Genomic DNA, 13,316 nt, shown 5'->3' on the forward strand with positions numbered 1-13,316 from the left:
AGTTATGACCCCAGAACTAACCGTAACGTTATTTTCCGATGCAGTATGGCTGATCATTTTGATGGTTGCCGTATTGGTTGTTCCAGGCTTAATTGTCGGTTTGTGTATCGCCGTATTTCAGGCTGCCACACAAATCAACGAGCAAACACTCAGCTTTTTGCCACGTTTGCTCGTTACCTTATTAATGGTGATTTTTGCAGGTCACTGGATGCTACGTAAGATCATGGAACTGTTTGATTTCTTGTTCCACAACATACCAGGGATGATTGGCTAATGGCCATCACATTTGCAGAGCTCTCGGCGATACTCGGTCAACTCTGGTGGCCGTTTTTTCGTGTGGGAGCCGTATTTATTTCAATGCCTTTCTTTGGTGATGCAATTATTCCTGTTTGGGTTCGTACTTTACTGGCCCTCTCGATCGTTGTCATTACTGGACCGTTAATGCCACCCATGCCACAAGTCGAATTATTCTCTATGACTTCCCTGTTCCTTGCTTTTGAGCAAGCTATTTGGGGGGTAATGTTTGGGTTAATTTTGCACATGCTCTTTAACGTTTTCACCATGCTTGGTCAGGTGATTTCTCTGCAAATGGGCTTAGGTATGGCGATGATGAATGATCCTATTAACGGGCTTTCTGTCGCCATTTTGGGACGCATATTTCTGATTTTCTCAACCTTGTTGTTTCTTGCGCTAGAAGGACACTTACTCGTCATAGATATCGTGATTCAAAGCTTTGTTGTTTGGCCAGTCGGATCTGGTATCACATCGCTTTCTCTGCAAGGTGTTGTCAATATTTTCGGTTGGATGTTTGCCTCTTCACTAGCTTTGGCTTTACCCGCTATTGTTTCCATGCTTCTAGCCAACATCAGTTTTGGTGTAATGAACCGAGCCGCACCATCACTTAATGTCTATGCGTTAGGTTTTCCTATGACGATGCTGCTGGGTCTATTCAGCGTATTAATCTCAGTTTCTGGTGTTCCTGGTCGCTACACGGCGCTCGTTCACGACACCATTAGACACTTGAGTAACTTTATGTTGGGGGGAGCATGAGCGATCAATCTTCTCAAGACAAAACTGAAAAAGCCTCACCGCAGAAGGTAAAGAAAGCCCGTCAGGAAGGACAAATTCCTCGCGCGAAAGAGTTTACTACTGCGGTTATATTTCTAGCGGTGGCGCTCTACTTTTACTCTCAGCTTAATAGTATTTGGGAAAGCATGTCGGGGATCTTTCGCTACAACATGATGCTGACGCGAGCCGACCTAGAAAATCCTAAACAACTTGTCGAGCAATTGGGACAAAGTTTAGCAGTCATCATCGACATGCTATTACCATTGTTTACCGTCATTATTATCGTGACCTGTGGTAGTAGCCTTGTGCTAGGCGGCTGGATGTTCCGTCCCGCGAACGTGATGCCAAAGCTCAGCAAAATTAATCCTTTGAGCGGGATAAAGCGCATTTTTTCGACCCGCTCAGTGGTTGAGCTCTTAAAGTCAACGTTCAAAGTAGCCGTGATATTCGGCATCTTATATGGCTATTTAGACAACCACTTACAGCCATTACTTGGCATGCAAAATCTCCCGCTCAGCCAAGGTTTTTCTCTAGTAATGTCAATTCTGTTTGAAGGCTTACTCTTAATGGGCTTCGCCTTGTTGTTATTTGGGGTTATCGACATTCCTTATCAGCGTTGGGAACACCTAAAAGAACTCCGCATGACGAAACAAGAATTGAAAGAGGAATTTAAAAATAATGAAGGTCGTCCGGAAGTAAAGCAACGTATTCGTCAAATACAGCAACAGTTTGCGCGCCGTAAGATCGATAAAATGGTGCCGACGGCTGACGTGATCATCACTAACCCAACGCACTATGCAGTCGCACTGAAATACGAGCCTTCACTTTCTGACGCGCCCTTTGTCGTCGCAAAAGGTGTAGACGAAACCGCTATGCACATTCAACGTATCGCCCGAGAAAACAAAGTGGAAATCATTAACTCCCCGCCACTTACCCGTTCGATTTATCACACGACGGCGATTGAACAAGCAATCCCAAGCCAACTGTACATCGCAGTGGCACATATTCTTACTTACGTTTTGCAATTGAAAGCCTTTCGTAAAGGTGAGGGAAAAGAGCCAATTCCTTTACCTCATTTTTCGATTCCAAAACATTTGCAGCACTGATTAACCCGCGTTTATCCAAGGACACGAAAGTATGCTTAACCGGTTAAAACAACTTCAAACATCAACCAAAGGCTACGTTGGCATTCCAATCGTCTTGCTAATGATATTAGCAATGGTGATTCTTCCTTTGCCTCCTCTGCTACTGGATGCGCTGTTTACCTTTAATATCGTCTTAGCAATCCTAGTATTGCTGGTCAGCACAACCGCAAAGCGACCATTAGATTTCTCTGTTTTTCCAACTATTTTGCTGGTCGCAACATTATTACGTCTCACATTGAACGTGGCTTCTACGCGAATTGTACTCCTAGAAGGACATAATGGTGGTGACGCAGCGGGTAAGGTCATTCAAGCATTCGGTGAAGTCGTCATTGGCGGTAACTACGTCGTTGGTATGGTGGTGTTCGTCATCTTGATGATCATCAACTTCGTCGTAATCACCAAAGGTGGTGAACGTATTTCTGAGGTTTCAGCCCGCTTTACGTTGGATGCTTTACCAGGCAAACAAATGGCAATTGATGCCGACTTAAACGCTGGCCTTATCGATCAGGAAACGGCTCGCTTACGCCGTAAAGAAGTCGCCAACGAAGCCGATTTTCATGGTTCGATGGATGGTGCATCAAAGTTTGTGCGTGGCGATGCCATCGCAGGTTTGTTGATTCTGTTTATCAATATCATTGGTGGTATTAGTATTGGTGTCTTCGAGCATGGACTCGCTGCGTCTGACGCCTTTAAAACTTATGCCCTACTCACAATCGGTGATGGTCTAGTTGCTCAAATTCCTTCACTACTATTGGCAACGGCTGCCGCGATTATCGTTACGCGAATTAATGATAGCGATAATGGCATGTCGGAAACCATGCAAAAGCAATTACTGGCAACTCCTGCAACGCTATTTACTGTCGCAGGTATTATGGCGGTAATCGGTATGGTACCGGGTATGCCACACCTAGCCTTTTTTGCGTTTTCTGGCGCATTAGCGTTCGCAGGGTGGCGTCAAACCAAGAAGCCAGTGCAAGACTCCCAGATTGAAGAGGTCGAAGCACTTTCACAAGCAATGCAAGACGATGATACACCGCTGACATGGGATGATATTCCTCACGTCCAAACATTATCACTTGCGCTTGGTTACCGACTCGTCCATCTAGTCAACAAAGAACAAGGGGCTCCTTTATCACAACGTATCCGCGGTGTGCGTCGAAACCTTTCTGAACAAGTTGGCTTTTTATTACCTGAAGTTCGTATTCGTGACAACCTGAGCCTCAAGCCAAACCAATACACAATTTCTCTAAATGGCGAAGTCATTGAGCAAGGTTTTATTGAACCAGAGCGTTTAATGGCGATAGCGGTTGGCGAAACTTACGGTGAGGTAGATGGCATTTTGGGTAGCGATCCTGCTTATCAGTTGCCAGCTGTGTGGATTGAGCATCAAGATAAAGCAAAAGCACTTAATATGGGTTACCAAGTTGTCGACGATGGCACTGTTATAGCCACTCATATTAGTAAAATCATGAAGACAAACCTTGCAGAATTGTTTACGCACGACGATGTGGAAGCAATAACCCAGCGTTTGACACAACAAGCCCCGAAACTAGCAGAAGCATTAGCAGCAGCACTTAATCCAGCACAGCAGCTGAAAGTATATCGTCAGCTTTTATTGGACCAAGTGCCACTAAAAGATATTCGCACGATTGCCAACACAATGTTGGAATCCGCGGAAAATACAAAGGACCCGATCCTACTTGCATCTGATGTGCGCTGTGCACTAAAGCGTACGCTTGTTAACTTAATTGCAGGACAAAAGAACGAGTTAAATGTCTACGCACTGTCTGATGAGCTAGAACAAATGCTACTAACTTCACTGCAACAAGCACAATCTTCTGGTACGGTAACACTAGATAGCTTCCCAATTGAGCCAAACATTCTTGGTCAGTTCCAACAAAACTTGCCATTGATCAGACAACAGCTTAAGCAACAGGGGCTACCTCCGATCCTTCTCGTTATGCCACAGCTGCGCCCTCTTCTAGCGCGTTACGCTCGTACATTTACACAAGGGCTGGCAGTATTGTCTTACAACGAAATCCCAGAAAACAAACAAATCAATGTGGTAGGAAACCTTGGTTAATCTTATTTCAACACATGCGATGTACGAACATTTGGTTGGTCTCGCAGTACAACATATCGTCACGGATGACGATCAATTAGTCTTTGATGCTTTAAAACACAATGATGTCCAACACGCATGCCAAGCAATTAGGGAAGCTCAATCAGGAGAAGTAGAATTCCAACACCTGACGTTGAGATTTGGTATGCGTGGAGAACAAAGTGTCTATCAATTCAAACTCTCTGAACAAATGCAGTACTGCCTGGATTTGTTCAGTCTTTACCTTGCACTAAGACAAACACAATTTCAGTTAGAAGCCTTTCATCACGACTTGATTAGTAATGTTGTCGTGCCGATTCGCGTGGATGCATTACTGTGGGAGCCTGGGGTTTATTTCCTCGAACAGACGATTCAATTCCACTCTTCTGCTTTTCAACATGTGATTCCTTCTCTTCAAGCTGATGAAACGTTATGTGATCGTGATAAAGTCGCCACACTCACCAAAAAGTTAAAAGAGAATGCATATTCACTTTGGTTTGAAGTCGCGACATCGCAAGTGAACTTCGAGCGCGTCGCAGACTTTAGTCCCGATATGATCAAATTGTCAGTCACACTAGAGGATAAAGAAGAAAGACACGCTTTCCTACCTATTGCTAAGTTCTTAAGAAAGCATAAATATACTTGGGTTGCCGGACGTGTAGCGAGTCAAACGGAACTTAACCGTTATCGCTTATTGGGTGCCAGTTATTATTTTGGTTATTTCAGCGATATCCCAACCTCTCTCTCCTTTCAGTCTTTTGATGAGGAATAGTTGAAACTCAACCATTTATATTTAAAAACAGCACGATTTATTCGTGCTGTTTTTTTATTTATAACGGATAACCACAAGATCATCGGGCAATAGTTTCTTTAACTTAACTAAAAATTTAGGCTTATATGATGATTTTCCCGGTTTTCATGGAATACAAATCACTAAAAATCATCAATTTTTATCTTTTTTAGAAATTTTTTAATTTTCAAATTAATCATTAAAGCCGACCGACCGCCTCTAGTTAGTGACAAGGGAATATCCCGAGGCCTGAAAGATATAGTGACTAACTAAGGAGACTAAGATGGCTTTATCAATGCACACTAACTACGCTTCGCTTGTAACTCAAAACACAATGAACACAACAAGCGGACTTCTAAACACAGCAATGGAACGTCTAAGCACAGGCTACCGTGTGAACTCAGCTGCTGATGACGCTGCTGGTCTTCAAATTGCTAACCGTCTAGAAGCGCAAACACGCGGCATGTCAGTAGCAATGCGTAACGCACAAGACGGCATCTCTATGATGCAAACTGCTGAAGGTGCGATGGATGAAATGACAAACATCGTTTACCGTATGAACGACCTTGCTACACAATCGTTGAACGGTTCAAACAGTGCAACAGACCGTGCGTCTCTTAACAAAGAGTTCACACAGCTTACTGCAGAACTAAACAACATCGTAGACAACACTAAGTTCGGTGGTCAAAACCTTCTTAAAGGCGGCGGCTTCGGTGCAGGTGACGTAACATTCCAAATCGGTGCATCTTCTGCTGAAACATTGACTGTAAGCGCAAGCGCAGGTATCGGTGAAATCACTACTATTCTTGCTGATGCAGCAATTACAGATGGTATCGATGACGCGACTAAAGCAAAAGCAGCACTAGACAAAATCAGCGGCGCTGACGGTCTAGTAGAAAAAATTGGTAGCTCTCGTGCAGACTTCGGTGCGAACATCAACCGTCTTGAGCACACTATGGCTAACCTTGGTAACATGGTAGAAAACGTTACAGCATCTAAAGGTCGTATCATGGATACAGACTTTGCAGTAGAGTCTTCAAACATGACTAAGAACCAAATGTTGATGCAAGCAGGTACAACTGTTCTGTCTCAAACTAACCAGCTTCCAAGCATGGCAATGTCACTACTACGCTAATTACTTAGTTAATAGTGCGCTTAATTTAAATCGTCTTAATTATAAAGCCTTCCTATGGAAGGCTTTATTTTTATCTACGAATATAAATAGAGCTCGTATTATCTTTGTGAGATTCAGGCACTCTGAATCCGAACTTCAACATAATATTGAATAAAACCTTATTAAACAGTTCTAATTCTATCGTCTCTAATTTACTTCCTATTTTACTATCTCTAAGTTCAGGAAAATTGAACTTAGCTTCCTTTAAGATACTAGCTATCTCATCAGAATTGATGCTCTGTTTACTTAATAGTTTTTTGTTAATGAACTCTTCATATGCACGAGCACATTTCATCAATCGTAACGCAAATTCATTCATAACTGACATTCTTTGAAACGTAAAAAATTTAATTTTTAGTGAGAACACTTGCACATCGCACTATCAAAAATAATATCAGAACGCAATTAATGCACTCTGTAAGAATTATCTGAATCAAGCTGAAGTAAAGGCTGAATATAACGTCTAATTAAAACATCTCTCCTAATTAGAACCGTCAATACAATTAAATATTTTCTTTGTTTAGGTCGCCTTTTCTTATAAGGAAATTACTTTTTCCATGGAGGAAGGCGGAACAAACAAGGTGGAAACACCACTTCCTCCCAAGAAAACAAAATAGCTTTAAACCTTTGTTTTAATTGAATTTAATATACGGCACGCATCTTGCCACTGATAATTAAACTAAGGCGTAGCATTCAAAGTATTCAAGCCAATAAGAGATGAGAGGAGCACACCTCATGAGTTCTTTAGACCCAGTAAAAATGGCAACCCAATTCGCACAATTGGACACAAACCCATTCAAAAACCGTTACCAAGCGCAAGCTAATGTGTACCAGTCACAACTGTCAGCTTTTAATAAAGTTGAAAGCGCACTACGTGATTTTCGTACTGCAATGAAAGAGATGAATAACAGCACAAACAGCATCATCAAAAACAGTGCGACACTCTCTCAAGAAGGTAACTTTACTGCAAACGCGGATGCTAAAGCGCTAACGGGTAACTATCAGATTTTTGTAGAAAAAGTGGCAACGGCGCATCAAGTATCTACAGGAATGCCTGCAGACCTTGAGGCGACGACAGAAGTACCAACTACTGGATCTTTAGAATTCACCATCAACGGTGAAACAATGACTCTAGACTTGTCCTCCGTTGATGTTAATGGTGACGGCACTGCAACGATCAGCGATTTAGCCAGTGCGATTAACAATCACACGGACAACCCTGGCGTTAACGCCACTCTAGTTCGCTCGAATGGTCAAACACACTTTATGCTATCGAGCACTGAGACTGGTGTCGAAAATAAGATCAACGTATCTGCATCGGGTACTGGCCAAGCGTGGTTTGAAGACGCCTTCACCAACCTCAAGCAAATCAACGCTCCGCAAGATGCGGTTATGTGGCTAGGTGCAAAAGACTCAGGCCTGAAACTAACCAACGCAAGTAATACTTTTGAAGGTGTCATCGACGGTGTTGACATTACCGTATCTAAACCGCAAGCCGCGGGAGATTCTCCAATCGGTTTAAAAATTGGAGCTGATAGCGAAGGCACTAAAGAACAACTAGATAAGTTTGTGGAAACCTACAATGCCCTTGTTTCGACTATCGATCAGTACACCCAAATTGGCGGTGAAGATCAGAAACGCGGCGTGCTCGCTAGCGACTCGACATTGCGTTCTATTGAGAGTCAGTTAACGGGGTTAATCCGAGGTGAACACAATGGTATGCGCCTAAGCGAAATCGGCGTGAGCCTAGACCGCAACGGTAAAATGAAAGTTGATCAAGAAAAGTTCAAAGAAGCTCAACAAACAAACAGCGCAGGCTTAGAGGCGTTGTTTAATGGGGATGACGCTTTGCTAGATTCTCTTGACGCGATGGTAGAGCCTTTCTTGAAGTTCTCATCAGGTACCTTCAGCACGCGTAAAGACGCAATACAGTCAAGCTTAGACCGAATCAAAGATAAACAAACCAATTTAGAGCGTAAGTACGAAATGTCGTACAACCGCTATCTCAAACAATTCACTCAAATGAATTCAATTATGACCCAAATGAACCAAACCATGTCCATGTTTAATGCTCAAAAATAAGACATTTGGTTCCAAATTTAGGAGAAATATTCATGCTTATGGATTCTGGTTACGATTCGTACCAACAAGTCGATCTCGACGCTCAAGCGGCAGCAGCAAATCCACACCAATTAGTCATCATGTTAATCGATGGCCTACTCGATGAAGTTGAACGTATTCGCGGCCACCTAGCCGCAAATCGTTTGGCTGAGAAAGGGAATGGAATCAACAAATGCATGAACATCTTGATTGGACTAACAAGTGCTTTAGATGATGAAAACGGCGGTGAAATTGCGGAAAACCTACGCCAGCTGTATGACTTCTGCCAAGTCGAACTTTATTACGCTAGCGTGCAAAACGATGCAAATCGCTTGGTTAACGTTGAGCGTGTAATGGGTAACATTCGTGAAGGTTGGATGAATTTTGGACAACAAGCATAAAGTATCGCCAGAGCGATTCCGTCATTTATCTCAGCTCATCCAGTTCGCCGCAAAAACGGCCGATTGGCATGCGCTCAAGCGGTACGACTTGCAGTTGCGAGAGCTTTTGATCAGTCACAAGCCTTTTTTGAAAGATCCTAAGCTTGCACCTGAAATCCAGCGAGCGAAAACAGTGCACGCTAATGCCTTCGCAGTATTAGAGAAGTCGACCAACGAGTTGAAAAAAGAGATGAACATGGTCAATGACCATCAAGAACGCGCTATGGCCTATCAATTAGCAATGACCATGGAGCTAACTCAATGATCATACCTTCTTCAACTCAGCACTCGGGTAATTCGCCAGCTAACAATGAGGGTCACATCAAGCAAGCGAACTCGGTACACGGCTTTTCTCATGGTTTTAAATCAGGGAACAAGCAGAATGGTGAGCAAGACTTTAACTCTGCGTCAGCGGTATCGAGTTTTCACCTTACGGCCTCTACTTTGAACAGCGCAAACAAAGTACAAAGTCATGGTTTTGATACTGATGACCGCTCAGCTTCAGATCCGGATGCCAACTTGACCAGTACACCAGGGTTAACAGAATCGACTGATCTTGCAGCGCAAGCTCAAGCTTTAACCCAGGGTATGATTACCATGGCAGAGAAGCAGGCTGAGAAACTAGGAAAAGCGTCATCTTTAATGACTGCGAGCGAAGTTAAGTCTGTTACTCAAGATTCGTCTAACGCTATGTTAAACACATCATCAAAACAAGATGTGAAGCAAAGTCTGCCGACTTCATCGAGTTCGCGTTTGCCTATCTCCGGTGCTGAGTTTCAAACTCTTTTGAATCAACCTGTTCAAGGGCAACCAACCGCCTCTCTACTTCAAGCACAAGCTCCTACAACACAACCTGCACATTCACCGATTGCGACGAGTCATGTTCAAGCTCAAGGCTCTGAGTGGGCAGCAGTGCGTGTTGATACCACTGCCGGAAAGTGGGGAGAGCAAATGATGCAAGTATTACATGATCGCGTGACGCTCCAAGCTCAACAAAATGTACAAGAAGCAAAAATCCGCCTAGACCCACCAGACTTGGGGAAACTGGATTTACTTGTACGTGTTGAAGGTGACCGATTAAGTGTCCACATCAACGCCAATGCCGCAGCAACACGAGAAGCTTTAATGCAAGTTTCGGAACGATTGCGTACTGAGTTACAAGAGCAAAACTTCGTTCATGTCGATGTCAATGTTGGCTCTGATCAAAACCAAGGTCGAAATGACCCACATGCAAACGAAGAAGACGCCAATATTTTCGCCGCACGAGAATCTGGTGCATTCCAAACCACGACAACAACTAACTATTCAGAACACTGGCTAAGCACTCAAGCTTAGTGAATCTTCGAGGAAAAAGGTTATGACCAAACAACAAATGATCGCCCTGTTTATCGCCATGATCATCACCAGTGCCCTCGTTTCGGCCGTCACAATTATGGGCGGAATCTGGTACTTAAACAAACACGCTCAAGAGTCACCTGACTCTGGTTCACTGATCGAAGACTCTCCACTGTCTTTTTTGGTCACAGAACAACCGACAAGTAAAGGTCCTAGCTTCCATCCTTTGGACAAAGTCGTTTTGACCGTTAAAGGCAAGAAACAGACTCACTTTGTGATGCTAGAACTGGCAATTGAGACACGCCGTCCAGAGCGTATCAAAGAGATCGATGAATACATGCCTATGGTACAAAACTCTCTATTAAAACTGTTTAGCGACAAAACGTTTGATCAGTTACAGCAAGCGGGTGCCATCGATATTCTGCAAGACGAAGTGAAGCAAACGCTTCTACTCGCTTTTGCTAAAACAGACATCGTCCGAGAAATCGACGATGTTTTGTTGACTAAATATGTTGTGCAATAACGGAGCACAACCATGTTAGACATGAATGTACAAGACACTTACACCACAGAAGAGGAAGTGACAACACCGTCACGACCAATTGATGAAAACGCATTGCTACAACGTCATCAGGTCATGGTAAAACGCGTAGTTAACCAGCTGCGCGTTCATGCCACTTCTCACTGTAGTATTGAAGATATGCAGCAGATAGGCCTTATCGCTCTAGTCGAGGCTGGACGCCGATATGGCGATGTTGACGATCCTCACTTTCCTGCTTTCGCCGTTTGTCGAGTTCGGGGAGCTATTTTAGACGAATTACGCCGACTAGATTGGCGTTCACGTAAGACTCGTCAACAAGCCCACGAGCTCAACGACGTGACTCGAGATCTCACTCGAACGTTAGGTCGAATGCCAACGGATGCCGAAATCATCCAGGCTTTAGGGACGAATGAGCAAGATTATTACAACCGCCAAAATGCCGCTCTCGCAGGCGAGATGCAAAGCCTTGACCAACTGATGGAGAGCAGCGGTGATAGCTACATTGGCGGGCAATACGATGGCATGGAACATGAACATATTCGTCGTAGTTTAGACAGTGCTTTGGGTAAATTACCTAAGCGCGATCAACTGCTCCTGACTCTGTTCTATCAACATGAACTCAACTTACACGAAATAGCTCTGGTATTGGATCTGACACCACCTCGTATATGTCAGCTTCACAAACAAGCGCTGAAACAACTCAACCAATTAATGTCCTCTTAGGAGTCACAAGATGCAAAAGTTTTTTGGAGTGCTCACTATCCTGGTGTGCGTCTTCGGTGGATATATGTGGGCCGGTGGTAGCTTAGGTGCTATCTGGCAGCCAGCCGAATTCCTTATCATTATTGGCGCCGCTGCTGGTTCTTTGATCATCGGTAATCCGCCTCATGTACTGAAAGAAATGCGTCGCCAAGTGCCAGCGACCATTAAAGGTCCAACAGAAGAGCATGAGTACTACATGGAATTAATGGCACTACTCAACAACTTGCTAGAGACAGCGAGAAACCGCGGATACAAGTTTCTGGATTCTCATATTGAGGCTCCGGAGCAAAGCTCTATGTTCCTCGCTTACCCGACGATCGCAGAAGATCATCGCCTAATTTCTTTCATTACTGACAATTTACGTTTAATGGCAATGGGACAGATGTCGCCTCATGAATTAGAGGGACTGCTAGAGCAAGAAATCGAAGCAATACAGAACGAAATGCTTTTACCTTCACGCTCACTACAGCGTACAGCAGAAGCACTACCTGGCTTCGGTATTCTTGCAGCAGTTGGTGGCATCATTATCACCATGCAAGCTATTGATGGCTCAATCGCTATGATTGGTTATCACGTTGCGGCAGCTCTCGTTGGTACATTCATTGGTATTTTCGGTTGTTACTGTGGCTTAGATCCACTAAGTAACGCCATGGCTCAGCGAGTAAAACGTAATATGACTGCTTTTGAGTGCGTTCGTGCAACCTTGGTTGCCTACGTAGCGAAAAAGCCGACATTGCTCGCCATTGACGCTGGTCGTAAACATATTCAGCTAGACATCAAACCAACATTCAACCAAATGGAGAAGTGGTTAGCTGAACAGGAGGGATAATGCAAAAACAAGAGCATGTAGTGTTCAAACGTGCCAAAGTATACAGCCATGATGAGTCGTCTCATGGCGGCGCGTGGAAAGTCGCGTTTGCTGACTTCATGATCGCCCTAATGGCGCTGTTTCTTGTACTTTGGGTTATGCAGGTGGTAGACAAAGAAGAGCGTAAAGCGATTGTTGCCCACTTGCATAGTTCAAGCGTATTCGACAAGAGTTACGGCAACCCATTTGATACGTCACAAAGTATTTCTCCTATCGACTTGGCACAGGACTCTTCTGTGCCAAGTAAACACAACTCCAACCATGTGGTAAGCTCTTACTTCAAAGGTGATGGGGATGGACCAGAAATTGATTCTTTGATTCCTGGTAACTTCGATACTCAAGAGCAACTTGCCGCACTAGCGAAAGTAATTGAGCAAATGACTGCCCAAATTAATGCGCAGGGAAATGTAAACGTCACGGTGACACCACAAGGTTTGCGTATCGTCCTTCAAGATGATTACAAACAGCATATGTTCAGCCGTGGTGGTGCAGAACTTACTCCTTTTTTTGAAGATTTACTGCTCGCACTAGCACCTGTATTTCATCGTGTTAACAACCCTCTGATCATCAGCGGACACACAGATGCAATTCCATTTAAAAAGCGTTTTGGTCGTCAATCTAACTGGGCGTTATCAGCCTCTCGAGCAGACGTAGCAAGAAATACGTTAGTTGAAGGCGGTATGCCGGATGATAGAGTAATGCAGGTAACGGGTATGTCAGATAGAGCGCTGCTTAATCCTGATGAGCCAGATTCTAGCGAAAACCGTCGTATTGAGCTGTTTGTTTTAACGACTCCTGCCGCTAAAGTGCTTGAGACCCTTTTTGGCAACCACCAAGAAAGCGAACTGCAAAAAGCGAAAGATAAGGCTGAATTCAACCAACCAGTCATTCGTCAAGAAGTCATCAATTACTCCGGCGATACCGCCACCAGCGAAGTAAAAATTCAAGAATTATAATCTTAAAAGGTCACCACTCTGATGGTGACCTCTCTA

15 protein-coding genes are annotated in these 13,316 nt (G+C 43.9%); 14 read left to right on the plus strand and 1 reads right to left on the minus strand.

All coding sequences use genetic code 11. The features are described from left to right. The first annotated feature begins 4 nt into the window (after positions 1-4). The 6 genes from fliQ (at position 5) to lafA (ending at position 6,239) form a co-directional block, all read left to right on the plus strand. Positions 5-274, plus strand: coding sequence for a flagellar biosynthesis protein FliQ (gene fliQ, locus N646_RS16200; RefSeq protein WP_005375036.1), 270 nt, complete (start codon positions 5-7; stop codon positions 272-274). Then, positions 274-1,050 carry a flagellar biosynthetic protein FliR gene (gene fliR, locus N646_RS16205; protein ID WP_005375027.1) on the plus strand — a complete coding sequence of 259 codons (777 nt, stop codon included), beginning with the start codon at positions 274-276 and terminating at the stop codon, positions 1,048-1,050. The genes fliQ and fliR overlap by 1 nt, the downstream gene beginning before the upstream one ends. After that, positions 1,047-2,174, plus strand: coding sequence for a flagellar biosynthesis protein FlhB (gene flhB, locus N646_RS16210; RefSeq protein ID WP_005375025.1), 1,128 nt, complete (start codon positions 1,047-1,049; stop codon positions 2,172-2,174). Before fliR ends, flhB begins: the two co-directional genes overlap by 4 nt. Positions 2,175-2,205: 31 nt before the next feature. Continuing rightward, complete coding sequence (gene flhA, locus N646_RS16215) at positions 2,206-4,296, plus strand: flagellar biosynthesis protein FlhA (RefSeq protein ID WP_005386867.1); 2,091 nt, start codon at positions 2,206-2,208, stop codon at positions 4,294-4,296. 19 nt (positions 4,297-4,315) lie between these two features. Further along, on the plus strand, positions 4,316-5,086 hold the full coding sequence (locus tag N646_RS16220) for an EAL domain-containing protein (protein WP_005375023.1): 771 nt from the start codon (positions 4,316-4,318) through the stop codon (positions 5,084-5,086). Positions 5,087-5,387: 301 nt separating this feature from the next. After that, complete coding sequence (lafA, locus tag N646_RS16225; RefSeq protein WP_005375019.1) at positions 5,388-6,239, plus strand: lateral flagellin LafA; 852 nt, start codon at positions 5,388-5,390, stop codon at positions 6,237-6,239. Positions 6,240-6,309: 70 nt separating this feature from the next. Here the strand turns inward: lafA and N646_RS16230 are convergent, their stop codons facing one another. Next, positions 6,310-6,597, minus strand: coding sequence for a hypothetical protein (locus N646_RS16230; RefSeq protein WP_005375016.1), 288 nt, complete (start codon positions 6,595-6,597; stop codon positions 6,310-6,312). Between the two features lie 416 nt (positions 6,598-7,013). On the opposite strand from N646_RS16230, the gene fliD reads away from it, so the two are divergent. From fliD to N646_RS16270, 8 genes are read left to right on the plus strand one after another with little or no spacing between them, the layout of a single operon-like run. Further along, entirely contained in the window at positions 7,014-8,360 is a 1,347-nt protein-coding gene (gene fliD, locus N646_RS16235; RefSeq protein ID WP_005375015.1) for a flagellar filament capping protein FliD, read from the plus strand. Between the two features lie 32 nt (positions 8,361-8,392). After that, complete coding sequence (gene fliS / locus N646_RS16240) at positions 8,393-8,779, plus strand: flagellar export chaperone FliS (protein ID WP_005375014.1); 387 nt, start codon at positions 8,393-8,395, stop codon at positions 8,777-8,779. Further along, positions 8,763-9,083 carry a hypothetical protein gene (locus N646_RS16245; RefSeq protein ID WP_005375013.1) on the plus strand — a complete coding sequence of 107 codons (321 nt, stop codon included), beginning with the start codon at positions 8,763-8,765 and terminating at the stop codon, positions 9,081-9,083. Before fliS ends, N646_RS16245 begins: the two co-directional genes overlap by 17 nt. Next, positions 9,080-10,153: a flagellar hook-length control protein FliK gene (locus N646_RS16250; RefSeq protein ID WP_017820536.1), complete on the plus strand. Its 1,074-nt coding sequence runs from the start codon at positions 9,080-9,082 to the stop codon at positions 10,151-10,153. The genes N646_RS16245 and N646_RS16250 overlap by 4 nt, the downstream gene beginning before the upstream one ends. A 22-nt stretch (positions 10,154-10,175) precedes the next feature. Continuing rightward, a complete protein-coding gene (locus tag N646_RS16255; RefSeq protein ID WP_005375011.1) occupies positions 10,176-10,676 on the plus strand; it encodes a flagellar basal body-associated FliL family protein in 501 nt (166 codons plus the stop codon). Positions 10,677-10,688: 12 nt separating this feature from the next. Further along, on the plus strand, positions 10,689-11,417 hold the full coding sequence (locus N646_RS16260) for a FliA/WhiG family RNA polymerase sigma factor (protein WP_005375008.1): 729 nt from the start codon (positions 10,689-10,691) through the stop codon (positions 11,415-11,417). Between the two features lie 10 nt (positions 11,418-11,427). Continuing rightward, entirely contained in the window at positions 11,428-12,285 is an 858-nt protein-coding gene (motA, locus tag N646_RS16265; protein ID WP_005375006.1) for a flagellar motor stator protein MotA, read from the plus strand. Next, on the plus strand, positions 12,285-13,280 hold the full coding sequence (locus N646_RS16270; protein WP_005375003.1) for a flagellar motor protein MotB: 996 nt from the start codon (positions 12,285-12,287) through the stop codon (positions 13,278-13,280). Before motA ends, N646_RS16270 begins: the two co-directional genes overlap by 1 nt. Positions 13,281-13,316 lie beyond the last annotated feature (36 nt).

The organism is Vibrio alginolyticus NBRC 15630 = ATCC 17749 (genome assembly GCF_000354175.2).
Lineage (GTDB): Bacteria > Pseudomonadota > Gammaproteobacteria > Enterobacterales > Vibrionaceae > Vibrio > Vibrio alginolyticus.

Coding starts and splice junctions, on each gene's coding strand:
- fliQ (WP_005375036.1), top strand. CDS start 5: ATGACCCCAGAACTAACCGTAACGTTATTTTCCGATGCAGTATGGCTG.
- fliR (WP_005375027.1), top strand. CDS start 274: ATGGCCATCACATTTGCAGAGCTCTCGGCGATACTCGGTCAACTCTGG.
- flhB (WP_005375025.1), top strand. CDS start 1,047: ATGAGCGATCAATCTTCTCAAGACAAAACTGAAAAAGCCTCACCGCAG.
- flhA (WP_005386867.1), top strand. CDS start 2,206: ATGCTTAACCGGTTAAAACAACTTCAAACATCAACCAAAGGCTACGTT.
- N646_RS16220 (WP_005375023.1), top strand. CDS start 4,316: ATGTACGAACATTTGGTTGGTCTCGCAGTACAACATATCGTCACGGAT.
- lafA (WP_005375019.1), top strand. CDS start 5,388: ATGGCTTTATCAATGCACACTAACTACGCTTCGCTTGTAACTCAAAAC.
- N646_RS16230 (WP_005375016.1), bottom strand. CDS start 6,597: ATGAATGAATTTGCGTTACGATTGATGAAATGTGCTCGTGCATATGAA.
- fliD (WP_005375015.1), top strand. CDS start 7,014: ATGAGTTCTTTAGACCCAGTAAAAATGGCAACCCAATTCGCACAATTG.
- fliS (WP_005375014.1), top strand. CDS start 8,393: ATGCTTATGGATTCTGGTTACGATTCGTACCAACAAGTCGATCTCGAC.
- N646_RS16250 (WP_017820536.1), top strand. CDS start 9,080: ATGATCATACCTTCTTCAACTCAGCACTCGGGTAATTCGCCAGCTAAC.
- N646_RS16255 (WP_005375011.1), top strand. CDS start 10,176: ATGACCAAACAACAAATGATCGCCCTGTTTATCGCCATGATCATCACC.
- N646_RS16260 (WP_005375008.1), top strand. CDS start 10,689: ATGTTAGACATGAATGTACAAGACACTTACACCACAGAAGAGGAAGTG.
- motA (WP_005375006.1), top strand. CDS start 11,428: ATGCAAAAGTTTTTTGGAGTGCTCACTATCCTGGTGTGCGTCTTCGGT.
- N646_RS16270 (WP_005375003.1), top strand. CDS start 12,285: ATGCAAAAACAAGAGCATGTAGTGTTCAAACGTGCCAAAGTATACAGC.